The sequence below is a fragment of the Amycolatopsis sp. M39 genome (genome assembly GCF_001651785.1).
In the GTDB taxonomy this organism is placed as follows: Bacteria; Actinomycetota; Actinomycetes; order Mycobacteriales; family Pseudonocardiaceae; genus Amycolatopsis; species Amycolatopsis rubida.
This window is the reverse complement of sequence record NZ_LWSF01000004.1, coordinates 748595-773143: the sequence shown is the minus strand read 5'-3', so window position 1 is coordinate 773143 and position 24549 is coordinate 748595. Positions and strand designations below refer to the sequence as shown.

The 24549-nt window shown below is 71.5% G+C and carries 25 protein-coding genes; 15 read left to right on the top strand and 10 right to left on the bottom strand.

Going from position 1 to position 24549, the window contains the following annotated elements; translation table 11 throughout:
* Positions 1-32 precede the first annotated feature (32 nt).
* The 5 genes from A4R44_RS14190 to pdxS form a co-directional block, all read right to left on the bottom strand.
* The gene (locus A4R44_RS14190; protein ID WP_067579980.1) at positions 33-869 is read right to left on the bottom strand and encodes a class II fructose-bisphosphate aldolase; all 837 of its coding nucleotides are present in this window, start codon (positions 867-869) and stop codon (positions 33-35) included.
* Positions 866-1753 (bottom strand): 1-phosphofructokinase family hexose kinase, encoded by an 888-nt coding sequence (locus A4R44_RS14185; RefSeq protein ID WP_067579978.1) that lies wholly within the window; start codon positions 1751-1753, stop codon positions 866-868. Before A4R44_RS14185 ends, A4R44_RS14190 begins: the two co-directional genes overlap by 4 nt.
* Positions 1750-2571 carry an ROK family protein gene (locus A4R44_RS14180; protein ID WP_067579976.1) on the bottom strand — a complete coding sequence of 274 codons (822 nt, stop codon included), beginning with the start codon at positions 2569-2571 and terminating at the stop codon, positions 1750-1752. The genes A4R44_RS14185 and A4R44_RS14180 overlap by 4 nt, the downstream gene beginning before the upstream one ends.
* Complete coding sequence (locus A4R44_RS14175; protein ID WP_067580234.1) at positions 2571-3404, bottom strand: SIS domain-containing protein; 834 nt, start codon at positions 3402-3404, stop codon at positions 2571-2573. Before A4R44_RS14175 ends, A4R44_RS14180 begins: the two co-directional genes overlap by 1 nt.
* A gap of 609 nt (positions 3405-4013) precedes the next feature.
* Positions 4014-4925 (bottom strand): pyridoxal 5'-phosphate synthase lyase subunit PdxS, encoded by a 912-nt coding sequence (gene pdxS, locus A4R44_RS14170; RefSeq protein WP_067579974.1) that lies wholly within the window; start codon positions 4923-4925, stop codon positions 4014-4016.
* A 414-nt stretch (positions 4926-5339) separates the two neighbouring features.
* Here pdxS and pdxT point away from each other — a divergent pair, with 414 nt between their 5' ends.
* The 3 genes from pdxT (at position 5340) to A4R44_RS14155 (ending at position 7465) form a co-directional block, all read left to right on the top strand.
* Positions 5340-5975, top strand: coding sequence for a pyridoxal 5'-phosphate synthase glutaminase subunit PdxT (pdxT, locus tag A4R44_RS14165; protein ID WP_067579972.1), 636 nt, complete (start codon positions 5340-5342; stop codon positions 5973-5975).
* 59 nt (positions 5976-6034) lie between these two features.
* Positions 6035-6790 (top strand): YebC/PmpR family DNA-binding transcriptional regulator, encoded by a 756-nt coding sequence (locus tag A4R44_RS14160; RefSeq protein WP_067579970.1) that lies wholly within the window; start codon positions 6035-6037, stop codon positions 6788-6790.
* Positions 6791-6943: 153 nt separating this feature from the next.
* Positions 6944-7465, top strand: a complete 522-nt coding sequence (locus A4R44_RS14155; RefSeq protein ID WP_067579967.1) for a DUF4262 domain-containing protein — start codon at positions 6944-6946, stop codon at positions 7463-7465.
* An 86-nt stretch (positions 7466-7551) separates the two neighbouring features.
* Here the strand turns inward: A4R44_RS14155 and A4R44_RS14150 are convergent, their stop codons facing one another.
* A complete protein-coding gene (locus A4R44_RS14150) occupies positions 7552-8001 on the bottom strand; it encodes a cupin domain-containing protein (protein WP_067579965.1) in 450 nt (149 codons plus the stop codon).
* 134 nt (positions 8002-8135) lie between these two features.
* Here A4R44_RS14150 and ruvC point away from each other — a divergent pair, with 134 nt between their 5' ends.
* From ruvC to A4R44_RS14100, 10 genes are all read left to right on the top strand, one after another.
* Positions 8136-8738, top strand: a complete 603-nt coding sequence (gene ruvC / locus A4R44_RS14145) for a crossover junction endodeoxyribonuclease RuvC (RefSeq protein WP_067579963.1) — start codon at positions 8136-8138, stop codon at positions 8736-8738.
* Positions 8735-9331: a Holliday junction branch migration protein RuvA gene (gene ruvA / locus A4R44_RS14140; protein ID WP_067579961.1), complete on the top strand. Its 597-nt coding sequence runs from the start codon at positions 8735-8737 to the stop codon at positions 9329-9331. Before ruvC ends, ruvA begins: the two co-directional genes overlap by 4 nt.
* Positions 9332-9337: 6 nt before the next feature.
* A complete protein-coding gene (gene ruvB, locus A4R44_RS14135; RefSeq protein ID WP_067579959.1) occupies positions 9338-10426 on the top strand; it encodes a Holliday junction branch migration DNA helicase RuvB in 1089 nt (362 codons plus the stop codon).
* Positions 10427-10544: 118 nt separating this feature from the next.
* Positions 10545-10973, top strand: a complete 429-nt coding sequence (gene yajC / locus A4R44_RS14130; RefSeq protein ID WP_067579957.1) for a preprotein translocase subunit YajC — start codon at positions 10545-10547, stop codon at positions 10971-10973.
* Positions 10974-11191: 218 nt separating this feature from the next.
* Positions 11192-12901: a protein translocase subunit SecD gene (gene secD / locus A4R44_RS14125; RefSeq protein ID WP_067579955.1), complete on the top strand. Its 1710-nt coding sequence runs from the start codon at positions 11192-11194 to the stop codon at positions 12899-12901.
* 1 nt (position 12902) lies between these two features.
* Positions 12903-14138 carry a protein translocase subunit SecF gene (secF, locus tag A4R44_RS14120; protein WP_067579953.1) on the top strand — a complete coding sequence of 412 codons (1236 nt, stop codon included), beginning with the start codon at positions 12903-12905 and terminating at the stop codon, positions 14136-14138.
* A gap of 5 nt (positions 14139-14143) precedes the next feature.
* Positions 14144-14662, top strand: a complete 519-nt coding sequence (locus A4R44_RS14115; protein WP_067579951.1) for an adenine phosphoribosyltransferase — start codon at positions 14144-14146, stop codon at positions 14660-14662.
* Positions 14663-15038: 376 nt separating this feature from the next.
* Entirely contained in the window at positions 15039-17399 is a 2361-nt protein-coding gene (locus tag A4R44_RS14110; RefSeq protein ID WP_067580232.1) for a bifunctional (p)ppGpp synthetase/guanosine-3',5'-bis(diphosphate) 3'-pyrophosphohydrolase, read from the top strand.
* Positions 17400-17866: 467 nt separating this feature from the next.
* Positions 17867-18646 carry an enoyl-CoA hydratase/isomerase family protein gene (locus tag A4R44_RS14105; protein WP_067579949.1) on the top strand — a complete coding sequence of 260 codons (780 nt, stop codon included), beginning with the start codon at positions 17867-17869 and terminating at the stop codon, positions 18644-18646.
* Positions 18647-18683: 37 nt separating this feature from the next.
* Complete coding sequence (locus A4R44_RS14100; RefSeq protein ID WP_093575161.1) at positions 18684-19430, top strand: hypothetical protein; 747 nt, start codon at positions 18684-18686, stop codon at positions 19428-19430.
* A 7-nt stretch (positions 19431-19437) separates the two neighbouring features.
* Here the strand turns inward: A4R44_RS14100 and A4R44_RS14095 are convergent, their stop codons facing one another.
* Together A4R44_RS14095 and A4R44_RS14090 are read right to left on the bottom strand one after the other, a co-directional pair.
* Positions 19438-20223, bottom strand: coding sequence for an aminotransferase class IV (locus A4R44_RS14095; protein ID WP_067579947.1), 786 nt, complete (start codon positions 20221-20223; stop codon positions 19438-19440).
* Between the two features lies 1 nt (position 20224).
* A complete protein-coding gene (locus A4R44_RS14090; RefSeq protein ID WP_067579946.1) occupies positions 20225-21109 on the bottom strand; it encodes a peptidylprolyl isomerase in 885 nt (294 codons plus the stop codon).
* 136 nt (positions 21110-21245) lie between these two features.
* Between A4R44_RS14090 and A4R44_RS14085 the strand changes: the two genes are divergently transcribed.
* Both A4R44_RS14085 and A4R44_RS14080 read left to right on the top strand, forming a co-directional pair.
* The gene (locus tag A4R44_RS14085; RefSeq protein WP_067580228.1) at positions 21246-21830 is read left to right on the top strand and encodes an MBL fold metallo-hydrolase; all 585 of its coding nucleotides are present in this window, start codon (positions 21246-21248) and stop codon (positions 21828-21830) included.
* The gene (locus A4R44_RS14080) at positions 21827-22465 is read left to right on the top strand and encodes a hypothetical protein (RefSeq protein ID WP_067579944.1); all 639 of its coding nucleotides are present in this window, start codon (positions 21827-21829) and stop codon (positions 22463-22465) included. The genes A4R44_RS14085 and A4R44_RS14080 overlap by 4 nt, the downstream gene beginning before the upstream one ends.
* 170 nt (positions 22466-22635) lie before the next feature.
* Here the strand turns inward: A4R44_RS14080 and A4R44_RS14075 are convergent, their stop codons facing one another.
* Both A4R44_RS14075 and A4R44_RS14070 read right to left on the bottom strand, forming a co-directional pair.
* The gene (locus A4R44_RS14075; RefSeq protein WP_067579942.1) at positions 22636-22896 is read right to left on the bottom strand and encodes a hypothetical protein; all 261 of its coding nucleotides are present in this window, start codon (positions 22894-22896) and stop codon (positions 22636-22638) included.
* A gap of 81 nt (positions 22897-22977) precedes the next feature.
* A complete protein-coding gene (locus tag A4R44_RS14070; protein WP_232791604.1) occupies positions 22978-24339 on the bottom strand; it encodes a YibE/F family protein in 1362 nt (453 codons plus the stop codon).
* Positions 24340-24549 lie beyond the last annotated feature (210 nt).

Genomic DNA, 24549 nt, shown 5'->3' with positions numbered 1-24549 from the left:
GTCCGGGTGCCGCGCTGGGTCAGCCTTGTTGTTTATCCGGCCAGCAGCCGGAGCAGCCGCGCCGTCTCAGCCGCCACCGCGGACCGGCCGAGCCGCACGTACTTGCGCGGGTCGACCGCCTCGGGCTGTTCGTCCAGGAACTGCCGCACCGCTCCGGTGAACAGCCCGTTGAGGTGCGTCGAGATGTTGATTTTCGCCATCCCGCCGGCCACCGCCCCGCGCAGCTCGTCGTCGGAAAGGCCGGAGGACCCGTGCAGCACCAAGGGAACCGGGACGGCGTCCCGCAGCCGCGTCACCAGTCCGCGGTCGACCCTGGCGGTGCGCGACAGCATCGCGTGCGACGTGCCCACCGCCACGGCCAGCGCGTCGACCCCGGTGGCGGCGACGAACTCCGCGGCCTCGGCCGGGTCGGTGCGGGCACCCGGCGCGTGCACGCCGTCCTTGCCGCCGACCTCGCCCAGTTCGGCTTCCACCGCGACTCCCGCCGCGTGGCAGAGGTCGGCCACCGCGCGGGTGCTGCGCACATTGTCCGCATAGGACAGTCGCGAGCCGTCGTACATCACGCTGTGCACGCCCAGCTCGATGCCTTCGCGGACCAGCTCGGTGTCCTCGATGTGGTCGAGATGCACGAGCACCTCGACCGACGCCCGGCGCGCGATCTCCAGCGAAGCCGCGGTGATCGGGGCCAGCCCGCCGTGGTAGGTCACGCAGTTCTCGCTGATCTGCAGGATCACCGGCAGCCGCGCCTGTTCGGCTCCGGAGACGATGGCCTCGGCGTGCTCCAGCAGGATCACGTTGAACGCGCCGGCCGCGCCGCCCCGGTCCTGGGCCGAGGCGAGCAACCGGGCGAAGGCGGGGCGGGTGATCATGTGGACGCTCCGTTCAGGAATCTGCGGTACGCGGACAGGTCGATCTCTCCGGCGACCGGGCGAAGCACGGCTGCCGCACCGGCTGCGGCGGCCTGGCGCAGCGCCTCCTCCAGCGGCAACCCGCGCACGAGTGCCGCGGCCAGGCCAGCGGTCGCCGCGTCCCCGGCGCCGGTGGGATTCCCCTGCACGCCAGGCACGACGGGAGCCGAGACGACTCCGGACGGGGCGTAAGCGGCGATGCCGTCCTCGCCCCGCGACACCACGACCAGCCCGGCTCCGAGCCTGGACAACTCCGCGGCGCCCGAGGTTTCGTCGGCGGCGCCGGTGGCGGAGAGGAGTTCCTCGCGGTTCGGTTTCACGTCGGCTCCGGCGCGGGCGGCGGCCAGCAACGCGGGCCCGGACGAATCGACCAGTGCCCGGACCCCGGCATCCCGGGCCAGCCGGACCCATTCGCCGACCAGTTCCGGTGCGGCGTTCCGGGGCAGGGAACCGGAAATCACGAGCAGATCCGCGTCCCGGATCCGGGTGGCGAGCAACGCCGAGAACCTTTCCCATTCCGCAGCGGACAGCTCAGGTCCCGGCTCGGCGTACACGGTCGGATGGCCGTCGCCGGTGACCGTGACCGTCGATCGGGTCTGGGCTTCGCACGCAGTCGCGTCGAACGGAACCGCCAGCGCCGAACCGAGCCAGCGGCCCGCGTCGCCGCCGAGCGGAAGCACCGCGCGCACGGGAACGTCCAGCGCCGCAAGGACATGGGCGACATTCACGCCTTTGCCGCCGGCGCGGCGCTGCACGTCGAGCACCCGGTTCGTGCCGCCGAGGGTATGGGTGCCGACCCGGTAGGTGAGGTCGACCGCGGGGTTGGGCGTGGCGACGACGATCATCGCAGCGCCAGCAGCGTCGCGCCCACCACGGCGGCCCGATCCCCGTGGTGCGCCTGGACAATCGCGGGCGCCCGCAGCGCGCCGAGCCGATGCGCGACCTCGCGGGCGAGCGGGTCGAGCAGCAGGGCACCAGCCTCGGCGAGGCCGCCGCCGACGACCACGGTGGAACAGCCTGCCACGGCGGTGGCCCAGGCGATCGGCTCCGCGAGCGCGCGGACGCACTCGTCCCACGCCTCGACCGCCGCCGGGTCTCCGTCGCGAACCCTCGCGGCGACGGCGGCCGCGTCCGGGGCTCCGGCGCGGCGCGCGAGCCCGGCCGCCGACGCGACCTCCTCGACGCGGCGGCCGCCGGGCAGCCGGATCTGCCCGACTTCGCCCGCCCACGGGCTCGCGTCGAGGACCTCGCCGCGCACCACCAGCGCGGTCGCGAAACCGGTGCCGACCGGAGCGAACAGCACCGGCCCCGAGGCGTCGGCCGCCGCGCCGGTGCGGGCTTCGGCGAGCGCGCCCGCGCGGACGTCCTGCCCGAACACGAGCGGCACGTCGAGGCGAGCGGAGACGAGGTCGTGGACGGGGACGTCGTCCCAGCCGAGGTTGACCGCCCGCACGCACCGCCCGGCGCGCTCGTCTACGATCCCCGGGACCACCAGCCCCGCGGCGTCGACCGGATAGCGCGCGGCGGCGCGGGCCACCAGGTCGGCGAGCGCCGCGGGATCGCCGAACGGGGTCGGTTCGCGCCATTCGGCGAACACGGCGCGGCCGTCGGTCACGCGCATCTTGACGGTCGTGCCGCCGACGTCGACGCCGAGGACGGCCATCAGGCGAGGATGACCGAGCGGGTCAGCGACCGCGGCCGGTCGGGATCGAGCCCGCGCCGCCGTGCGAGCGCCACCGCGAACCGCTGCGCCACGACCAGCCCGGCGAGCGGGTCGAGGTCGTGGTGCACGAACCGGGCTCCGGTGCGGGCGATGTCGCCGGCCAGCCCGTCCGGGGTCTCGCCGAACGACCACACGAGCCTGCCGGGCTGCGCGATCGCGATCGGGCCGTGCCGGTAGTCCATCGCGGGGTAGGCCTCGGCCCAGAACTGGGCCGCTTCACGGGTTTTGAGCGCGGCCTCGCAACTGATGCCGACCGCGGCCCCGCGCCCGATGAAGGTGACCTGTTCGGCGTCGAGCAGATCGTCGAGCGGTTCCAGCAGTGCGCGCCCGGCCTGCCGCGCCAGCTCGCCGATGTCGTCGCCGAGGCCGGCGCGCAACAGCGCGAGCGTGCTCGTGGCGAAGCGGGTCTGCACCACCGAACGCTCGTCGGCGAACGGCAGCTCGACCACCTCCGCCGCGACCGAGGCCGCGGGCCCGTCGCCCACCGCGGTGATCAGCGTGGTGCGCTGCCCGGCCAGCGCGGACAGCAGCTCGATGATTTCGGTGGTGGTGCCGGACCGGGAGATCGCGACCACCCGGTCGTATTCGCGGCCAGCCGGGTACTCGGACCCGGCGAACGCGTCGGTGACGCCGAGCCCCCGCTGCTCCCGCGCGGCGGCGTAGCTCATCGCGACGAACCAGCTGGTGCCGCACCCGACCACGGCCACCCGCTCGCCGGGGCGCGGCAGCGCTAAGGCGGCCGGCGCGGCACAGTCGGCCGCGGCGCGCCACATCTGCGGCTGCGAGGCCAGTTCGGCGGCCACGAAGGAACCATGCTCCGGCGCGGCAAGCGCACCGGACGCGTCGGCCGCACCGGACGCGGAGGTTTCGGGCGAGAACGACTCGGGGGAGGACGGCTCTGACATGAAGGCCCTTCGGTCCGTGAACTGAGCGCGGCCCTCAGTGTAGACGATCGTTTGTGATTGAAGTAAGCGATTTGCGTCATCTTCAATCATCACGGGTGGGCTGTTGTGACTGTCCGGCACGGATGGCGGGTGGCCCCCTGCCGCTGGGCTGGCCATCGTGAAGCCCGGCGACGAGGGCGGAGGCGGCCTCGGCGATCTCGCTGAGCGCAATGCTCAGGCGTGCGCCGCCAGAAGTGGGCAAGTGCGGCACGTCAGACGACCGGACAGTGCGGGGCAGATCGCCGAGGGAAGCCTGGTCAAACCTCGGCAGGGGCACACGGGTATCGCGCGGGGACGGGTGAGCCCGGGTCGGAAGCGCAGCCTTGCGAGCGCCCAGCCCGGGGCCGGCTGGCCGAGTGCGGAGCGTAAAAATGCGCGAACGGTGAGGGGCGGGTGCCCCTCACCGTTCGCGCGGGAAGATGAGATGAAGCTGGTACGTCACCAACCGCGCTCAGCGAGGCGGTGCGGCTCCGGCACGTCCTCGACGTTGATTCCCACCATGGCTTCCCCGAGCCCGCGCGAAACCTTCGCCAGCACATCAGGGTCGTCGTGGAACGTCGTAGCCTTCACGATCGCCTCCGCGCGCCGCGCCGGGTTGCCGGACTTGAAGATGCCCGAGCCCACGAACACGCCTTCCGCGCCCAGCTGCATCATCATCGCCGCGTCGGCCGGGGTCGCGATGCCGCCCGCGGTGAACAGGACCACGGGCAGCTTGCCGGCTTCGGCGACCTCGCGAACCAGCTCGTACGGCGCCTGCAGCTCCTTCGCCGCGACGAACAGCTCGTCCTCGGGAAGGGACTGGAGGCGGCGGATCTCGCCGCGGATCTTGCGCATGTGCGTGGTCGCGTTCGAGACGTCGCCGGTGCCCGCCTCGCCCTTCGAGCGGATCATCGCCGCGCCCTCGGTGATCCGGCGGAGCGCTTCGCCGAGGTTGGTCGCGCCGCAGACGAACGGCACGGTGAACGCCCACTTGTCGATGTGGTTGGCGTAGTCGGCGGGGGTGAGCACCTCGGACTCGTCGATGTAGTCGACGCCGAGCGACTGCAGCACCCGCGCCTCGACGAAGTGGCCGATCCGCGCCTTCGCCATGACCGGGATCGACACCGCTTCGATGATGCCGTCGATCAGGTCCGGGTCGCTCATCCGGGCGACGCCGCCCTGGGCGCGGATGTCCGCGGGGACGCGCTCCAGCGCCATGACCGCGACCGCGCCCGCGTCCTCGGCGATCTTCGCCTGGTCGGCGGTCACGACGTCCATGATCACGCCGCCCTTGAGCATCTCCGCCATGCCGCGCTTGACCTTCGCGGTGCCGGTGACGGTCTGGGGTTCGGCGTTCTGCTGCTGCGACACCTTGCGGGCCTTTCTCGGGGGAGCTGAACGGGGTCTTCCCCTCCAGCGTAAGACGACGGTGGACCGCTGAGGCAGGCCATTGCGCGGCTATCTCGGAAGTCCACTTCTCGCGCGGAGAGATCCACTTAGGCACGGTTGCCTTTCCGCCGGGAAGCGTTGACCTGGGGCTTCCGGAACGGCCTACCATGGGAGACGGGATCGGCCCGCGCCGGAAGGGCTGGCCCGGCACCAGTGGAGACCACCTTCGAGGTGGCCACTGGCGACAGATTTCAGCAGTCCACTTCACGTCGGCCCGGGACCGGCCGCCGGAGCGCTCCGCGAGTGGGCGGCGGCCCCGGTGCCGCCCGCCTGACCTGCCCGGTTGCGTTCCGGGCGGCCCCCCTAAGCTGATGCGAACGTCTCACGGGAGGTCGGGTGGCGACAGCTACGGGAGCACGGCCGGCGGTCGGCGTGCTCGCCCTGCAAGGCGCCGTGCGCGAGCACGTCGCGATGCTGGAGAGCGCGGGGGCCCGCGCGGTTCCGGTGCGCCGCCCCGCCGAGCTGTCCCGAGTGGACGGCCTGGTGCTGCCCGGCGGGGAGTCCACCGCGATGTCGCGGCTGCTGGAGACCTTCGAACTGCTCGAACCGCTGCGCGAGCGGATCGCCGGCGGCCTGCCGGCGTTCGGCTCGTGCGCCGGGATGATCCTGCTGGCCCGCCAGGTGCTCGACGGGCGCCCGGACCAGCGGCAGCTCGGCGGCCTCGACGTGGTCGTGCGGCGCAACGCGTTCGGCAGGCAGGTCGACTCCTTCGAGGCCGACCTCCCGTTCGCCGGGCTGCCCGGCGGGCCGCTGCACGCGGTGTTCATCCGGGCCCCGTGGGTCGAGAAGGCGGGAGACGGGGTCGAGGTGCTGGCCACCGTGGCGGACCCGGAGGACCCGCCGGACGGGACGCGGGCGGATAGGATCGTCGCCGTCCGGCAGGGGGCGGTGGTGGCCACGGCGTTCCACCCGGAGATCACCCGGGACGAGCGCGTGCACCGGCTGTTCGTCGAGCTCGTGCGGAAAGCCTGAGCAAGGATTGCGGCGGCCGCGCCGGGAGGCACGCGGCCGCGGGAACAGATGGAGGAAAGATGAGCGGCCACTCCAAGTGGGCCACGACGAAGCACAAGAAGGCGAACCTCGACGCCAAGCGGGGCAAGCTCTTCGCGCGGCTGATCAAGAACATCGAGGTCGCCGCCCGCACCGGGACCGGGGGAGGGGACCCGGACGGCAACCCCACGCTGTACGACGCCATCCAGAAGGCGAAGAAGAACTCCGTCCCGCAGGACAACATCGAGCGCGCGCGCAAGCGCGGCGCCGGCGAGGAAGCGGGCGGCGCCGACTGGCAGAACATCACGTACGAGGGCTACGGCCCGAACGGCGTGGCGGTGCTGATCGAGTGCCTCACCGACAACAAGAACCGCGCCGCGATGGAGGTCCGCACCGCGCTCACGCGCAACAACGGCTCGCTCGCCGACCCGGGTTCGGTCGCCTACATGTTCAACCGCAAGGGCGTCGTGCTCATGCCCAAGGCGGACGCGACCGAGGACGACGTCCTCATGGCGGTCCTCGACGCGGGCGCCGAGGAGGTCAACGACCTCGACGAGAGCTTCGAGATCGTCTCCGAGGGCGGCGACCTCGTCCCGGTGCGCAAGGCGCTGCAGGAAGCCGGGTTCGAGTACGAATCGGCCGAACTGACCTTCCTGCCGTCGGTGAGCGTGCCGCTCGACGTCGACGGCGCGAAGAAGGTCTTCAAGCTGATCGACGCACTCGAAGACTGCGACGACGTGCAGAACGTGTACGCGAACTTCGATGTCTCCGACGAGGTCATGGCCGAGGTGGACTGATCCCGGCGCGACACGGCCGCGCCCCGGCGCTCCGGGGACGCGGCCGTTTTCGTTTCGTTTTCCGTTGGCGCGCAACGGAAAACGCGAAAATCCTTGGGGCGGGCGGAAAATGACCGGCGCGGGGACTGGGCTCGGGCGCGCGGGTGGGGCAGAATGTCCGCCGTGACGACCTCCGCCCTCACCGAGCAAGAGCAGAGCCTTATCGCCTGGATCGAGACCCAGGCACGGGAACGGGGCAACGCGGTCATCGCCGTGGCCGCCGACGACCAGGGGGCCGGCTACTGCTTCACCGCGTGCGCGTGGGCGTTGCACAATGTGCCCGAGGCCGTCGTGATCGGCCTGCCCGACCACATGGCCCCGGTGCTGCTCGACGCGTACGTCGACCGCTCCGCCAACGGCGAGATCTTCGAGGTCGGCAAACGCTACGACGATTTCTTCGACGGCGCGCCGGTGATCTTCGAACGCGTCGCGAAAGGCCACTATCCGGAGTACTTCGGGTCCGCGTTCCTGGTCTACCCGGACGGAGACTTCCCGGCGCTGCAGATGATCGTCGCGACGCCGGACGGGCACTTCCCGTGGCACGCCGACGCACCCGAGGGCTTCGCCGCATGGCAGCCGGTGCTCACCGAGAGCGGGGACCCGGAGAGCTGGACGCCCGGGGTCGACGGCCCCTGACCCGCCCGAAGCCGATGCCGGCAGCTTGCGCCGGTGCCGCAAGCGCGTGTGCGGTCCTCACGGACCTGAAGACGTCGGTGACCCGGCTAATCCCGGTTGAGGGCGGCGAGGTCGGCGGCGGCGTCCGGGAAGCGCGCGGCCAGCGTCGCCGGATCCGCGAACTCCACGCAGTCGTCGGCATAAGGCGGCACCACCACGGTGCCGAGCAGGCTCCACGCGCCCAGCGGCACTGTCGCCTGCCACGTTCCCGGGGGCACCACCACCTGCGGGCGTTCCCCGGCCGCCACGTCGCTGCCCAGCACCGGGCGCGTCACCTCGCCATCGGGATGCAGCAGGAGCATCCGCGCGGGCGAGCCGGCGTGATGCACGAACACTTCGACGCGATCGAGCCGGTGGGGCGCGGAGATCTCGGGCGCGGCGAGCAGGTAATAGATCGCCGACCCCGCGTCCGCGCGCCAGCTCTCCGCGAACCGGCCGCCCTCCACCGGCAGCGGTTCCAATCCCAGGTGCTTGACGTAGTCCTCCGGTTCCGGCATGTCGCCAATCGTGCTCGCCGAGCGGATCCGGCGTCCACCTCGGCCGCCGTTAACGCGTGTCCATGCGCGGGGCCGCGCTCGGCGACCGTTAGCCTGCATCTCGAACTAATGTTCGCGCGGGCGAAGGAGAAACGGTGCGGGTGCTCGGGGTCGACCCCGGTCTGACCAGGTGCGGCCTCGGCGTGGTCGACGGCGGCAAGGGCCGGTCGGTGCGCCCGGTCGCGGTCGGGGTCGTGCGCACGCCCGCCGACCAGGATCTCGCGCGGCGGCTGCTCGGCATCGCCGACGAGGTGGAGCGCTGGCTCGACCGGTACCGGCCCGAAGCGGTGGCCGTCGAACGGGTGTTCGCGCAGCACAACGTCCGCACCGCGATGGGCACCGCGCAGGCGGGCGGGGTCGTGGCGTTGTCGGCGGCGCGGCGCGGGCTGCCGGTCGTCTTCCACACGCCCAGCGAGGTCAAGGCCGCCGTCACCGGGTCCGGCCGCGCGGACAAGGCGCAGGTCACCACCATGGTGATGCGGCTGCTCGGGCTTGAGGTCAAACCGCATCCGGCGGACGCGGCCGACGCGCTCGCGCTCGCCATCTGCCACCTCTGGCGCGAGCCGATGCGGGTCCGCCTCGCCGAGGCCGAGGCCCGCGCGGCCGAACTGGTCCGCGCCCACAAGGCCCGGCTCGCGGCCGCGGCCAAGGCGGCCGGAACCACCACGAAGCAGGACGAAACAGGAGCACGACGATGATCTCCTCGGTACGCGGCGAAGTGCTGTCCGTCGGTCTCGACCACGTGGTGGTCGAGGTCGGCGGCGTCGGCCTCGCCGTGCAGGCCACCCCGGCGACGCTGGCCACGCTGCGCCGCGGCGAGCAGACGCGGCTGCACACCGCGCTGGTCGTGCGCGAGGACTCGCTGACCCTCTTCGGATTCGCCGAGGAGGACGCGCGCGAGCTGTTCGGCCTGCTCCAGACGGTGTCCGGGATCGGGCCGCGGCTCGCGCTGGCGACGCTGGCCGTGCTGGAGCCGGACAAGCTGCGCGCGGCGCTCGTCGAAGGCAACATCACCGTGCTCACCCAGGTCCCCGGCATCGGCCGCAAGGGAGCCGAGCGGCTCAGCCTCGAACTGCGGGACAAGGTCACCGCGCTCGGCGGCCCCGCCGACGCCCCGGTGGTGACCGCGCCCGGCGCGCTGCGCGGCGAGGTGGTCGAAGCGCTGGCCGGACTGGGCTTCCCGGCCAAACAAGCCGAGCAGGCGGTGGACAAGGTGCTGTCCGAAGGCGACGGGCACACCACGGCGTCGGTGCTGCGCGCGGCGCTGGCCGCGCTGGGCCGCAAGCGGTAGCCGCCGATGAACCACGAAGTGACCGAGTTCGGCCCCGGCGGCGCCGAGGCGGACGACGAAACCCTCTCCGCGCTCGCGCAGACCGGCGAACGCGACCTGGAAACCTCGCTCCGGCCCCGGAAACTGGACGAGTTCGTCGGCCAGGAACGCGTCCGCGAGCAGCTGGAACTGGTGCTGGAGAGCGCCCGGCGGCGCGACGTCCCGCCGGACCACGTGCTGCTGTCCGGCCCGCCCGGCCTCGGCAAGACGAGCATGGCGATGATCGTCGCCGCCGAACTGGGCGCGGCCATCCGGATCACCTCCGGGCCCGCCCTGGAACGCGCGGGCGACCTCGCCGCGATGCTGTCCAACCTCGCGCCCGGCGACGTCCTGTTCATCGACGAGATCCACCGCATCGCCCGGCCCGCCGAGGAAATGCTGTACCTCGCGATGGAGGACTTCCGGGTCGACGTCGTCGTCGGCAAGGGGCCGGGGGCGACCAGCATCCCGCTGGAGATCGCGCCGTTCACGCTGGTCGGGGCCACCACCCGGTCCGGATCGCTGACCGGGCCGCTGCGCGACCGGTTCGGCTTCACCGGCCAGATGGAGTTCTACTCCGCGGCCGAGCTGGAGCTGGTCGTCCGCCGCGCCGCGACCATCCTCGGCATCGAGATCGACCGCGACGGCTGCGCCGAGATCGCCGGCCGTTCGCGCGGCACCCCGCGCATCGCCAACCGGCTGCTGCGCCGGGTCCGCGACTACGCCGAGGTGCGCGCCGACGGCAAGGTGACCCTGGAGGTCGCGCAGGCCGCACTGAAGGTCTACGACGTCGACGAGCTGGGGCTGGACCGGCTGGACCGGGCCGTGCTCGGCGCGCTGACCCGCTCGTTCGGCGGGGGACCGGTGGGCATTTCGACGCTCGCGGTCGCCGTCGGCGAGGAGGCAGGCACCGTCGAGGAGGTGTGCGAGCCCTACCTGGTCCGGGCCGGTATGCTCGCCCGCACTCCGCGCGGCCGGGTCGCGACCGCGGCCGCGTGGCACCACCTCGGACTCGTGCCGCCGCCGGAAGCGGGACGCCCCGAGGCGGGCGGTCCGACGCTGTTCGACCAGGCCTGACAAGGACCGACAGCGGCCCGGGTGGTGGCGTTTCCGCCGGTACCTGGCACACTCGAACACAGCACATCCGTCGAAACCGGACGCGGGCAGCCGAGAAAGGCGTCCGTCGAGGAGAGTCATGAACCAGTTACTGCTGCCGTTGCTGCTGCTGCTCGTAGTGGCCGTGCCGCTCGTCATGGGCACCCGCAAGCAGAAGAAGCAGCAGGCGGCTCAGCAGGAGATGCAGAACAGCATTTCCGCTGGCGACCGCGTGATGACCACGTCGGGCATGTACGGCACGGTCGCCGACACCAGCAGCGAGACCACGATCGACATCGAGATCGCGCCGGGCGTCGTCACCACCTGGCTGCGGCTCGCGGTGCGCGAGAAGGTCGAGCCTGCCGTCGAGACCGAGGAGAACGAGGACTCGGCCGAGACCGAGGTCGCGGGCATCGAGTCGGCCCCGGCCGCCTCGTCGGAAGCGCCTGCCCAGGAGTCGATCTCCGCCGAGGAGAAGCAGACCTCCGGTGCGCAGGTGGCGCCCCCGCTCGAGCACGGGAAGAAGTAGCCTCCGCGCTTCACCGGGCAGTGATCCGCCCACAGCCTACGAAAGTCGGTACGGGCGAACGCCGGGCTCACGCAGCACCGAGTACTGTCTCGGTGCTGCGTGCGTGTCCGCCGTCATAGTTCACGCCCAGCCGCGTCCGGGGGACCCCCTTCCGGCTCGCGCACCCGAACCACTTGGGGTCCATCCAGTCCGTGCCAGTTCGAGGAGACCGAAGCACCGTGGCACCATCGGCCGGGCATCTCCGCCCGGGACGCTATCTCGCCTTCTTCGCCCTGATCGTGGTCGTGCTGTACGCCTTGGTGTTCTTCACCGGCGGCGGCAAAGCGACGCCGAAGCTCGGCATCGACCTCCAGGGCGGCACCCGGGTCACGCTCACCGCGCGCACGCCCGACGGCGGCCAGCCCACCCGCGACTCGCTGAACCAGGCGCGCCAGATCATCGAGACCCGCGTCAACGGGATCGGCGTCGGCGGCACCGAGGTGGTGCTCGACGGCAACAACATCGTGATCACCGTGCCGGGCGAGCAGGGCGACGAGGCGAAGAACCTGGGCCGGACCGCCAAGCTCGGGATCCGCGAGGTGATCACCTCGGTCCCGAACACCCCGGCCGCGCCGCCCGCCTCGGGAGCCCCGAGCGCCCCGGCGACCGCGCCGGGCAAGCCCGCCGGCGGCGGGGGAGCGGAAGGCGCCCCGGCGCAGCAACCGCCGAGTTCGGCCCCGCCGGCCCCGGGCGCGAGCAACGGCCAGGACGCGGGCAAGAACCCGATCGAGGAAGCCCGTGCCGTGCGCCAGGCTCCCGCGCTGATGCCGAAGGACCCGAAGAACCAGCAGGAGGCCGCCGCCGCGCAGGCCGCGCAGCAGAAGGCGCTCGCCGCGCTCGCCTGCGCGCCGAACGCCGCGGACCCGCTGGAGGGCAACGACCTGCCGAACCAGCCGCTGGTCACCTGCGGCGACAAGGACGCCACCAAGTACGTGCTCGGCCCGGAGATCATCCCCGGCACCGAGATCGCCAACGCCAACTCCGGCTACGACCAGCAGCGCGGCCAGTGGATCGTCGACCTGGGCTTCAAGAGCGCGGGCGGCAAGACCTGGGGCGACTTCACGTCGGCCAACATCGGCAAGCAGGCGGCGTTCGTGCTCGACACGGACGTGGTGTCCGCGCCGACCGTGCAGAACGCCATCCTCGGCGGCAACACGCAGATCACCGGCAAGTTCACCCAGACCGACGCGAAGAACCTGGCGGACATCCTCAAGTACGGTTCGCTGCCGCTGTCGTTCGACTCGTCCGACGCCACCACGGTCTCCGCGACGCTCGGTTACGCCTCGCTGCAGGCGGGCCTGATCGCCGGCGCCATCGGCCTCGCGGTCGTGTTCATCTACTGCCTGTTCTACTACCGGCTGCTCGGCATCCTCACGATCTGGTCGCTGGTGCTGTCCGGTCTGCTCGTCTACGCGGTGCTGGTGCTGCTCGGCCGCTGGATCGGGTACACGCTCGACCTCGCGGGCGTCGCCGGCCTGATCATCGCGATCGGCATCACCGCGGACTCGTTCGTCATCTACTTCGAACGGCTGAAGGACGAGATCCGCGAGGGCCGGACGTTCCGGTCCGCGGTGCCGCGCGGCTGGTCGAGGGCGCGGCGCACGATTCTGGCCTCGGACGCGGTCAGCTTCCTCGCCGCCGCGATCCTGTACATCATCGCGGTCGGCGACGTGCAGGGCTTCGCGTTCACCCTCGGCATGTCGACGGTGCTCGACCTGGTGGTCGTCTACCTGGTCACGCATCCGCTCGTGGCGATGGTGTCGACCTCGAAGTCGAAGTTCCTGTCCAACCCCCGGAATCTCGGCCTCGGCGCCGTCCAGAAGCTCGGCTCGCAGCGCAAGTCCACGCGCCCCGCTCCCGGCCGTCGCGCGAACGTGAAGGAGGCCTGACGTGAGCGACGAAACCGCAGGCGTCGCGTCGGACAGCCCCGACGGCTCGAACGGCCAGGGCAGCACGGCGGCCAAGCCCGGCAAGAAGGAAAGCTTCTTCCACCGGCTCTACGTCGGCACCGGCGCGGTCGACATCGTCGGCTCGCGCAAGCGCTGGTACCTGTTCTTCGCGCTGCTGCTGCTGGTGTGCATCGGCTCGATGATCTTCCGCGGCTTCAACGTCGGCATCGAGTTCGAGGGCGGCACCCAGATCCAGCTGCCCGCGCACGGTTCGCACGGCCAGATCGCCCAGGACCAGGTGATCAAGTCGTTCAACACCGCGCTCGGCGAGGCCCCGGCCGAGACCCAGACGGTCGGCACCGGCAACGCGGCGACCATCCAGACCCGGTCGGAGGCCCTCACCGCCGACCAGGTCGCGAAGGTCAAGAAGCAGATCTTCGAGGACCTGGGCCCGATCGGCGCCAACGGCACGTCGAGCGAGCAGGCGATCAGCGACAGCGCGGTGAGCGCGTCGTGGGGCAACGAGATCTCGCGGCAGGCCCTGATCGCGCTCGGCGTGTTCCTGGTCGCTGTCGTGATCTTCCTGGCGATCTACTTCGACACCAGGATGGCGTTCGCGGCGCTCATCTCGCTGCTGCACGACATCGTGGTCACCGCGGGCGTGTACTCGCTCGTGGGCTTCGAGGTCACGCCCGCGACGGTGATCGGCCTGCTGACGATTCTCGGGTTCTCGCTGTACGACACCGTGGTGGTCTTCGACAAGGTCCGGGAGAACACCCGCGGCCTGCTCGGCCTGTCGCGGCGGACGTACGCCGAAGCGGCGAACCTGGCGCTGAACCAGACCCTGATGCGGTCGTTCAACACCGCCTTCATCGCGCTGCTGCCGATCCTGGGCCTGCTGATCGTCGGCTACATCCTGCTCGGCTCGGGCACGCTGCAGGACCTGGCGCTGGTGCAGCTCACCGGTACCCTGGTCGGCGTCCTGTCGTCGGTCGCGCTGGCGACGCCGCTGCTGGTCGACTTCAAGATGCGCGACCCGCAGTACCGGCAGCAGGCCGACCGCGTCGCCGCCCGCCGGGCGAAGGCCGCGAAGCGCGAAGCCTCGGAGGACGACTTCGACGCGGGCGACGAGGACCAGCTGGCCGCCGAACTCCGCAAGGAAAAGGCGATGGCCGCCGCGGCCGGAGTCCCGGCGCGGCACCCGAAGCAGCGTCCGTCGGGGAAGAAGAAGCGCTGACCCCGATGAAGCTCGACGAGGCACTGGACCTGATCGCCGAGGTGCCGGATTTCCCGGAACCGGGCGTCCTGTTCCGCGATCTCAGCCCGCTGTTCGCCGACGGCCCCGGCTTCGCCGCCGTCGCCGACGCCCTGGCCGACACCCTCGACCCGGCCGCCGACCTGGTGGCCGGAGTCGAGGCCCGCGGCTTTCTCCTGGCCGCGGCGGTCGGCTACTCCCGCGGCATGGGCGTGGTGCTGGTCCGGAAACCCGGCAAGCTCCCGTCCGTGGCGGGCCGGGTGGACTACTCCCTGGAGTACGGCACCGCGAGCGTCGAACTGCCCGCAGGCGTCGTAAAACCAGGCCAGCGAATCGCGGTCATGGACGATGTCCTCGCCACCGGCGGCACCGTCGCCGCCACCGCGCAACTCCTGGAAGACGCAGGCGCGACGGTCACCGGCGTGTCGGTAGCGCTGGAACTGGCCGCCCTCAACGGCCGCGCCGCCTTGGGCACCCGCACCGTACACACCCTCCGCACCGTCTGACCTCACGCCTCACGCCCGCCGCCGGTGCCCCGTGGCCTTCGCCGAACGCCCCCCAGTGCCACATTGGGGCACTAGCCCCGCCGTCCGCGAGACCGTAAACCGCTGCACCCACCACAGCTGCACCCAGCCGCACCAGCGCACCAACGATCCAGGCACCCAGCCCCTCCCGCGCACCCCGATACGAAGCCTCTCTGCGGTTCGGGGGTGCTTGTCAAGGCATCTTTCNTTCGGGGTGCCCCACGCAACCCCCACAAGCAATGTCGCCCCCAGGCGACGAGCCGACCGCGACCCCCCGCAACGGCACGTCACCACCCCGCCAAAAGACCAACCGGTTACCCTGAAGGTTCGAGGCCGCACGAAGCAGCTGGAGGTGCGGGTGAGCCAAGAGCTCGACGCCAACGTCCCCGCCAAAGGCGGTGCGACTCCCGCCAAGAACGGGGCCGCCGCCGCGGACGCCGGGACCCGGCCCAACGGAGCCGCGCCGAACCCCTCCGCGACCCGCCGCGTCCGCGCCCGCCTGGCCCGGCGGATCACCGCCCAGCGCGCCGCCCCGGTCAAACAGGTCCTCGAACCGCTGGCGGTCATCCACCGCGAACTGCACCCCAACTCCGACCTGGCCCAGCTGCAACGCGCCTACGACGTCGCCGAAGAACTCCACCGCGAGCAGCGCCGCAAATCCGGCGACCCGTACATCACCCACCCCCTCGCGGTAGCCACGATCCTCGCCGAACTGGGCATGGACACCACTACCCTCGTCGCGGCGCTCCTGCACGACACCGTCGAGGACACCGGCTATTCGCTGGAGCAGCTGAACGCCGATTTCGGCGACAAGGTCGGCGAGCTGGTCGACGGCGTCACGAAGCTGGACAAGGTCAAGCTCGGCACGTCGGCCGAGGCGGAGACCATCCGCAAAATGGTGATCGCGATGGCGAAGGACCCGCGCGTCCTGGTCATCAAGCTCGCCGACCGGCTGCACAACATGCGCACGATGCGCTTCCTGCCGCCGGAGAAGCAGGCCCGCAAGGCGCGCGAGACGCTGGAGGTGCTCGCCCCGCTGGCGCACCGGCTCGGCATGGCCACGGTGAAGTGGGAGCTGGAAGACCTCGCGTTCGCGATCCTGCAGCCGAAGAAGTACGACGAGATCGTGCGGCTGGTCGCCGACCGCGCGCCCTCGCGCGACACCTACCTGCGCAAGGTGATCGCGGACCTGACGAACAACCTGGTGTCGTCGCGGATCACCGCGAAGGTCGAGGGACGGCCGAAGCACTACTACTCGATCCACCAGAAGATGATCGTCCGCGGCCGCGACCTCGACGACATCCACGACCTGGTCGGCGTGCGGATCCTGGTCGAGGACGTGCGCGACTGCTACGCCGCGATGGGCGTGGTGCACGCGCTGTGGCAGCCGGTTCCCGGGCGGTTCAAGGACTACATCGCGCAGCCGCGGTTCGGCGTGTACCAGTCGCTGCACACCACGGTGATCGGGCCGGACGGCAAGCCGCTTGAGGTGCAGATCCGCACCTACGACATGCACCGCACCGCCGAGTACGGCATCGCCGCGCACTGGCGGTACAAGGAAACCAAGGGCACGCACGCCAGCAACAACGCGATGGAGTTGGACGAGATCGCGTGGATGCGGCAGCTGCTCGACTGGCAGCGCGAGGCCGCGGACCCGGGCGACTTCCTCGAATCTCTGCGCTACGAACTGGCCGCGCGCGAGATCTTCGTGTTCACGCCGAAGGGCGACGTGATCACGCTGCCCGCGGATTCGACGCCGGTGGACTTCGCGTACGCGGTGCACACCGAGGTCGGCCACCGCTGCATCGGCGCCCGGGTGAACGGCAGGCTGGTCGCGCTCGAACGGAAGCTCGAAAACGGCGAGGTCGTCGAGATCTTCACGTCCAAGGCGGAGAGCGCCGGGCCGAGCCGCGACTGGCTGCAGTTCGCCGGTTCGCCGAAGGCGCGCGCGAAGATCCGGCAGTGGTTCGCGAAGGAGCGCCGCGACGAGGCGATCGACGCGGGCAAGGAAGCGATCACCAAGGAGATCCGCAAGGTCGGGCTGCCGATCCAGCGGCTCGTGTCGGCGGAGTCGATGGGCTCGGTCGCCACCGAACTGCGGCATGGCGACATCTCGTCGCTGTACGCGGCCGTCGGCGAGGGCCACACCAGCGCGAAGCACGTGGTGCAGCGGCTGGTCGCGCTGCTCGGCGGGGTCGAAGAGGCCGAGGAGGAGCTGGCCGAACGGGCCACACCGTCCACGGTCACACGCCGCCGCGGCTCGAACGACGTCGGCGTCATCGTGAAGGGCGCGAGCGACGTCTGGGCGAAGCTGGCGCGCTGCTGCACGCCGGTGCCGGGCGACGAGATCCTCGGCTTCGTGACGCGCGGCGGCGGCGTGAGCGTGCACCGGACCGACTGCACGAACGCCGACGACCTGCGGACTCAGCCGGAGCGGCTGGTCGAGGTGGAGTGGGCGCCGTCGTCGTCCTCGGTGTTCCTGGTGGCGATCCAGGTCGAGGCCCTCGACCGGCACCGGCTGCTGTCGGACGTCACGAAGGTGCTGGCGGACGAGAAGGTGAACATCCTGTCGGCCTCGGTGACGACGTCGCGGGACCGGGTGGCGGTGAGCCGGTTCTCGTTCGAGATGGGCGATCCGAAGCACCTCGGGCACGTGCTGAAGGTCGTGCGCGGGGTCGAGGGCGTGTACGACGTGTACCGGGTGACGTCGGCGTCATAGCTGCTCCGGCGGTCGGCTTCGGCGGCGCTGCCGGTGTACTCGCTGAGGCCGGAGACCAGTCCGGCGCGTTCTCGAATCGGCGATCTTCTCGCCGATTTCCGGGGTCCGGGTCGTCGGTGCTGTCGCAGGACACGAATGTGCCGACCAGCGGCAGCCCGATCCGGTCCATGGCGAGGTGCGCCGGGTGGTCTAGGTACTTCTCGTAGCGGTCCTCGGGCGCGGTAGCCGAATTCTCCGCCGGACTCAGGGCCGACGACGCGTGCCCTGACGGACGGGACGGCAGTGAGGTGCTCGCTCATTCGCGCGAGACTGGCTGTCGCGCCGCCCGGTTGCTGCGCGGCGTTGATCAGCCCGCTGAGCAGTCCCCGGTGGCGGCGATCTGGGCGGTCCTGCCTGGACTGTCCACTTCGGACACCGTGAGCCGTCCCACAGCGGGATCGTCGTGCGAGCGCATTAGGGTGCTGGGCATGACGGACGGACTCGAGTTCACCCGCGACGGCGCCGTGGCCCGGCTGACGTTCTCCCGCCCGGAGAAGATGAACGCGATCACCCGCGGCATGTGGGCGGCGATCCCGGGCGCGGCGGCCGAGGTCGAGGCCGATCCCGGGTTGAAGGTGCTCGTGCTGACCGGGGCCGGACGGCATTTCTCCGCGGGCGCGGACATCGGCGAGTTCCGCGAGCTGCGCTCGACCGCCGCGGCCGCCGCGAAGTACGACGAGGCCGTGGACAGCGCGGTGGCGGCGCTGACCGCGATGCGCAAGCCGACGGTCGCGATGGTCCAGGGCAACTGCATCGGCGGCGGCTGCCAGATCTCGGTCGCCTGCGACTTCCGCTTCGCGGCGGACGACGCGCGCTTCGGCATCACCCCGGCCAAGCTCGGCATCGTCTACCACTTCGCCTCGACGCGGCAGCTGGTGTCGCTGGTCGGCCCGGCGAACGCCAAGTACTTCCTGCTGTCCGGTGAACTCGTCGACGCGACCCGGGCCCGCGAGATCGGGCTGGTCAACGACGTTTTCCCGGCCGCGGACCTCGAATCCGCGACGGCCCGGTTCACCGAGACGCTGTGCGGACGGTCGCAGGCCTCGGTCCGCGGGATGAACCGGATCATCGAGAAAATCGTCGCGGGCCAGGAAAAGACCGACGACGAGGTCGAGGAGATCCGGCTCGCCGCGCTGCACGGGGAGGACTACGCCGAGGGTGTGGACGCGTTCCTGAACCGGCGCGCGCCGAAGTTCACTTATCGCTGACGGATAAAAAGTTGACTGGCCGGTGAGACTGGGTTCCGTGGCGCTGAAAATCCATCACCGCGGCCAGAACCGGGAGATCTTCCGGACGGTCGACCACGCCGGCTTCGACCGGTCGTGGCCGGTCTTCATGCAGCACAACCCGACCGGGCACCTGTACTACGGCGAACTCGACACGGTCGCCGACTACGTGCTGCTCGCGACCGACGGGGACGAGCCGGTCGCCAAGGCCTACTCGGCGCCGTTCGCGTTCGGCGGCCCCGGACGCGAGGCGCTGCCCGAGGCGGGGTGGGACGAGGTGATCCGGTGGCAGCACGCCGACCGGCTGGCCGGGCGCGAACGCACCGCGGCGACCGCGCTGGAGATCGTCGTCCGCAAGGAACGGCAAGGCAGCGGACTCGCCTCGGTGCTGGTGAACGCGTTGCGGGACAACGCTTTCCGCCTCGGACACGACGTGCTTTACGCCCCGGTGCGGCCGTCGCAGAAGGCGGACGAACCCGAGACCCCGATGAGCGAGTACGCCTTCCGGGTGCGCGACGACGGCCTGCCCTACGACGCGTGGCTGCGGGTGCACGTGCGCGCGGGCGGGCGGATCGTGAAGGTCTGCCCGGTGTCGATGACCATCCCCGGCACGCTCGCGCAGTGGCGGGAGTGGACCGGGCTGCCGTTCGACACGGACGGCCCGGTGAACGTGGAAGGTGCGCTGAGCCCGGTCCTGGTGTCGGTGGCGCAGGACTCCGCCGTTTACGTCGAACCCAACGTCTGGGTGGAGCACCGCCGACCCTGAGACCGGGTCAGATCTCGTCCCAGGGCGCGGCTTCGTAGGCCGCGGTCAGCAGTGCGCTCGCGGTGGGCGAGGTGCGCAGCCGCACGTCGTCCACCGAGGCGACCGGGCGGCCGATCGTCGCCGAATTGGTCAGGAACATCGCGTCGAATTCCGGGAGTTCCGCCGGATAGACCGGCCGCGTCTGCTGCGGCACTCCGGCCGCGCGCAACTGTTCCTCAAGCACCAGGTACGTGATTCCGGGCAGCACCTCGGCTTCCGGCCACACGATCGTCCCGTCGCGCAGGAAGCCGACGTTCCAGATCGTCGCCTCGCTGATCCGGCCGTCGCTGGCCAGGAACACGGCGTCGTCGTAACCGGCGAGGACGGCCGCACGCGAATGGTGCGTGAGACCGAAGCCGCCGAGATGCTTCACGTGCGGCAGATCCCGTTGGTACGCGACGGATCGCAGCCGCATCGGCGCGGGGACGTGGAAGCTGGGCGGTGCGGTGCGCACGAGGATTTCCGGCGCCATCGCGGGATCGTGCGGAGAGGACCGCGAGAAAATGATCACTCGCACCGACAGGTCGCCCTGACCGGCGACGAGCCGCCGGACGCAGCGGCGGACCAGATCGGTGTCCAGCTCGCTGCCGAACACCTCCCGGGTACTCGCCGCGAGCCGGTCGAGGTGGAAGCGGAGGCCGCGCACGCGCCCGTCGCGGACCTGCATCGCGGTGAAATGGCCGTAGCTGGTCGCCGCGGCGGCGAGATCGGCGGCGCTGGGAGCGGCGCCGCCGATCTCGACTCGTCCGGTCACGTCAGGAGACCGTGACCGCGGTGAACTTGACCTGCTGCTTGGGCTCGCCGGTCGACCCGTCCGGGCCGACCGTGCCGATGCCGTTCTTCGCGATCTTGTCGAGCACCTTCAGGCCCTCGTCGGAGATGCTGCCGAAGATCGTGTACTGCGGCTGCAGCGGCGCGTTGCCGTAGACCATGAAGAACTGGCTGCCGCCGCTGTTCGGCTGGCCGGTGTTGGCCATCGCGAGGATGCCGCGGCCGTACTTGGAGGTGTCGATGACCTCGTCCGGCACGGTGAAGCCCGGGCCGCCGCGGCCGTCGGTCGTCGCGTCGCCCTTCGCGTCCGGGTCGCCGCACTGCAGCATCTGCAGGTCGGTGACGCCGAGGCGGTGGCAGATCGTGTCGGTGAAGAAACCCTGCTTCGCGAGCGCTTCGAACGCCTGCACGGTGCACGGCGCGAGCGCGCGGTCGAGCGTCATCGGGATGTCGCCCTGGGTGGTCTTCATGGTGATGTTCACGGTCCCGGACGAGGACACGTTCTTGCCCTCCGGCGCGGTCGCCTTCTTGCCCGACGGCGGCTTGCCGCTGGGGTCGGCCGGGTACGAGCACGTCGTCGGGTTCGGCAGCGCCTGGGGGCGCTTGGGGAGCGCGGTGCGCTCGGTGGGGATGTTCGTGACGCTCGGGACCGGCGGCGCGGAACTCGACGGCGGCGTCGCGGCCTGCTGGTCGCCGTCGCTGCCGCCGCTGTTCACGATCCACACCACGAGACCGGCGACGATGAGGACCACACCGCCGACCACTCCAGCGCCCACGATCTTGCGTCGCTTCGCCTGTTCCGCCCGGCGCACGAGCTGCCGCTCGAGTTTGCGCTTTGCGGCTTCTCGGCGCTGCTGGTTGGTCGCCACCCGCCCTCCAGTTTCCGCTCGAAGTCACACGTCTGAGGTAGCGGCAGTGTATGGGCACAGCCTGTGAGGACTCCGTACAGGGGCGGCTAGTCTTCACCGGGTCGTGATCAAGGCCGCTTCCGGGGAGGAGGGTTCGGTGCTCGTCGCCGGGTTCGCCGCGGGTCCGCTGCGCTCGAACTGCTATCTGCTGGCCCCTGCCGCCGGGGGTCCGTGTCTCGTTGTCGACCCGGGCGAGGGGTCCGCCGAGCCACTGGCCGAAGCGCTGGCGGAGCACGGCTTGACGCCGGTCGCGCTGCTCGCCACGCACGGCCATCCGGACCACGCCGGCGCCGCCGCCGAGCTGTCGCGGGCTTGGGCCGCGCCGGTCCGGCTCCATCCGGGCGACGCCGAGTGGTACGACGGGCCCTTCGAACCGCTCGCCCCGGGAGAGATCGAGACGGCCGGGCTGACGGTGGGGGTACTTCCGCTTCCCGGGCACACGCCGGGTTCGGTGGCGTTCACCGTCGAGACCGGCGAGGGTGGCAGGCTGGTGTTCACGGGGGACACGCTTTTCGCCGGATCGGTCGGGCGCGCCGGCGGATCCGGCTCCGACCTGGAGAATTCGTTGCGCACTCTGCTCACGCTCGCCGACGACACCGTCGTGCTGCCCGGCCACGGACCGGCCACGACCATCGGCCGCGAGCGCGCCGCCAACCCCTTCGTGCCGGGAGCCGCGCGGTGACCGACAAACCGGCGGAACGCCTGCCGCTGTTCGCCGACGAACCGAAGCTGCGCCGCCGCCGCGCGGGGTCGGGTGTCTTCGGCGTGCTGATCCTGGCCGCGGCGTTCGGCGGGATCGCCGGGCTGATCGGCGGGCAGCTGCCCGGGCTGATCGTGGCGGCGGTCGTCGCGCTGCCGCTGATCTACGTGGTGCTCTACGCGTATCGCCGCCGGATCTGGCTGGAGGGCACGACGCTGGTGGTGCGCACGTGGGGCGTCCGGCGAGTGGACCTGCTTTCGGCGCCGAGGCTCGACGTGGTGATCAGCGACGTGCGCGGCACCCGGACGGTGGCGCTGCTGGTGAACGCGGGGCACCGGCGGCGTGCGGTGAAGCTCGACCTGGCGGTGTTTTCCGGGACCGGCGGGCGGGAACTGGGAGCGCTGCAGTTGCGGCGGCTGGCGGACGCGGTGCTGAACAACACCGAGGCGAACGGGCTGGTGTTTTCGGAGCTGCTGGTGGCCGAGCTGCGGGCGGAGGCACGAGGGGACGCGGTGGCGGAACGGCCGTTGTACCGGCTGGCTTCGGCGGCTCCGTCAGGGAAGTACTTGCAGCGGTTTCCGATGGAAGCGATCAGCCGGTTCGTCGCCACGCTGTGATGTGGCGTCGGCTTCGCCGACGCGGCGGGATCGCCTTCAAGTCGGCGTCTGGAGGAGCGGTGCGACCGCCTGGGGGCGATCGCACCGCTCCTCCAGACGCCGACGCGATCCCGCGATCCCGCGGTGGGGTTGGGGTGGGGTTGGGTTTCGAGGCGCGTTTTTCTGGCGGGTTACTCGCGTCTGGCGGGGTCGCGGGTGCGTTCTTCCTGGGCGTCGACGCGGGCGCGGATGCGGTCCAGCTGGTCGGCCAGTTCGGGGAGTTCTGCGGCGACGTAGGAGAGCAGCCGTTCCAGGTGGCGCAGCGTCGCGCGGACCTCGTCGAGCGCGGTGGCGATCCGCGGGACCGTTTCGGCCGCTTCCAGCACCGACGCGAACAGGCGGCGGATCAGGTGCACGGTGACTCGGGGTCCGGCCAGGACGGCTGAGAACACAGCCCCTCCTCGGGGTGCGGGGTCGCGGTCTTCGTACCTCATCCGCGACGCCCGCGCCCGACCGGGGCGGCCGGGATGTGGCTAGTGTGATTCAGCGGGGTTGGTGGTGCTGATGAGGTGCTCGACCGGCTCCCGGGCGGCGATGAGCGCGGCCAGGACCGTCGTCACCGGCACTGCCGCGACGATGCCGACCGAACCGGCGAGCGTCCGGATGATCTCCGCGGCGATGTCCTCGCTGCCGAGCAGCGCGCCGAGGCCGACGCCGGAGATCGCGGAGTACAGCATCACCGGCAGCGCGGCCCCGGCGTAGGCCATCACCAGCGTGTTCACCGCGGAGCCGACGTGGTCGCGGCCGATCCGCAGGCCCGAGCTGTACAGCTCGCGCCAGCCGAGCGAGGGGTTCGCGCGCCGCAGTTCCCAGACCGCGCTGGTCTGGGTGATGGTCACGTCGTCGAGCACGCCCAGCGCGCCGATCACGATTCCGGCCAGCAGCAGGCCCCGGGCGTCGATGCCGTGGCCGAGCGAGGCGATCAGCGTCGTGGTGCTGTCGTCGAGGCCGGTGAGCGACGCGGCGGCGGAGAAGATCGCCGACAGGATCCCGATCAGCGCGAGGCTGACCAAGGTGCCCAATACGGCGACCGAGGTTCTCGCGGACAGGCCGTGCGTCAGATACAGCGCGAGAAACATGATCGCGCCCGCTCCGGCGATCGCCACCACCAGCGGGTTCTCCCCGGAGAGGATCGCCGGCAGCACGAACAGCACGATCACCACGAAACTCAGCACCAGCGCGACCAGCGCGGCCAGTCCCTGCCAGCGGCCGAGCACGAGCACGGCGACCGCGAACAGGGCGGCGAGCAGCACCAGCGGCGTGCCGCGCTGGAAATCGACGAGCGTGAACGACTGCGGGTCGAGCGGGCTGCCGCCGTTGTAGGCGAGCACGACCTTGTCGCCCGCGGTGAACCTCGGCGTGCTCGGCTCGATCGGGACGGTCAGCCGCACCGGTTTCCCCGCCGCCGGGCCGTCGGACATCCGCAGGTCGACGGTGAGGCACGGTTTCGCGTCCGGGTCCGGCTGCGAGCCGACCTGGACCTGGCCGGGCTGCAGGCAGGGGCCGGACGTCGCGGTCGTGATCGCCGCCTGGACCGGCGTGCCTTGCGGTACCGCGCTCTTCGGCAGCGAACTGCCCCACGGGTACAGGACGATCATGCCGACGACGGTCGCCAGCGCCAGCGGGGCGAGGAGCCAGACCAGGAGCTTGCGGACCCGGTGCGACGCGGGGGCGGCCGGGCCGTGTCCGTGTCCATGGCCGTGCCCGGTGTGCGGCGGGGTTTCCTTGGCCGGCGCGGGATCGGGAGTGTCCTTTTCGGACTGCGGGGGCCGGGCCGGGGGACGGCGGCGGCCGCCGGGAGGCGGGGTGTCGCCGGAGCGGCGAGGCAGGCGCAGTTCGCCGGACGGGGCGCCGCCGCGGGCATCGGCGGAGCGCGGGGCGCCCGGTTGCGCCGAGCGTGCGGCGCCGGGCTGGGGAGGCCTTGGCGCGGCGGCACGCGGACGCCGGGGTTCGCCGGGCCGCTCGGCTCGCCGTCCCGGTTCGCCGGTGCGCCCGGGATTGCCGGAGCGCTCCACTGGTCGCTCGGGGTTGCCGGAGCGCTCCAC

Bases quoted from the DNA above. Each gene is read 5' to 3' on its own strand.
- A4R44_RS14150 (WP_067579965.1), bottom strand. From the start codon at position 8,001: ATGCCGGAACCGGAGGACTACGTCAAGCACCTGGGATTGGAACCGCTG.
- A4R44_RS14190 (WP_067579980.1), bottom strand. From the start codon at position 869: ATGATCACCCGCCCCGCCTTCGCCCGGTTGCTCGCCTCGGCCCAGGAC.
- ruvA (WP_067579961.1), top strand. From the start codon at position 8,735: ATGATCTCCTCGGTACGCGGCGAAGTGCTGTCCGTCGGTCTCGACCAC.
- yajC (WP_067579957.1), top strand. From the start codon at position 10,545: ATGAACCAGTTACTGCTGCCGTTGCTGCTGCTGCTCGTAGTGGCCGTG.
- A4R44_RS14155 (WP_067579967.1), top strand. From the start codon at position 6,944: ATGTCCGCCGTGACGACCTCCGCCCTCACCGAGCAAGAGCAGAGCCTT.
- A4R44_RS14160 (WP_067579970.1), top strand. From the start codon at position 6,035: ATGAGCGGCCACTCCAAGTGGGCCACGACGAAGCACAAGAAGGCGAAC.
- A4R44_RS14105 (WP_067579949.1), top strand. From the start codon at position 17,867: ATGACGGACGGACTCGAGTTCACCCGCGACGGCGCCGTGGCCCGGCTG.
- A4R44_RS14185 (WP_067579978.1), bottom strand. From the start codon at position 1,753: ATGATCGTCGTCGCCACGCCCAACCCCGCGGTCGACCTCACCTACCGG.
- A4R44_RS14175 (WP_067580234.1), bottom strand. From the start codon at position 3,404: ATGTGGCGCGCCGCGGCCGACTGTGCCGCGCCGGCCGCCTTAGCGCTG.
- A4R44_RS14115 (WP_067579951.1), top strand. From the start codon at position 14,144: ATGAAGCTCGACGAGGCACTGGACCTGATCGCCGAGGTGCCGGATTTC.
- ruvB (WP_067579959.1), top strand. From the start codon at position 9,338: ATGAACCACGAAGTGACCGAGTTCGGCCCCGGCGGCGCCGAGGCGGAC.
- A4R44_RS14180 (WP_067579976.1), bottom strand. From the start codon at position 2,571: ATGGCCGTCCTCGGCGTCGACGTCGGCGGCACGACCGTCAAGATGCGC.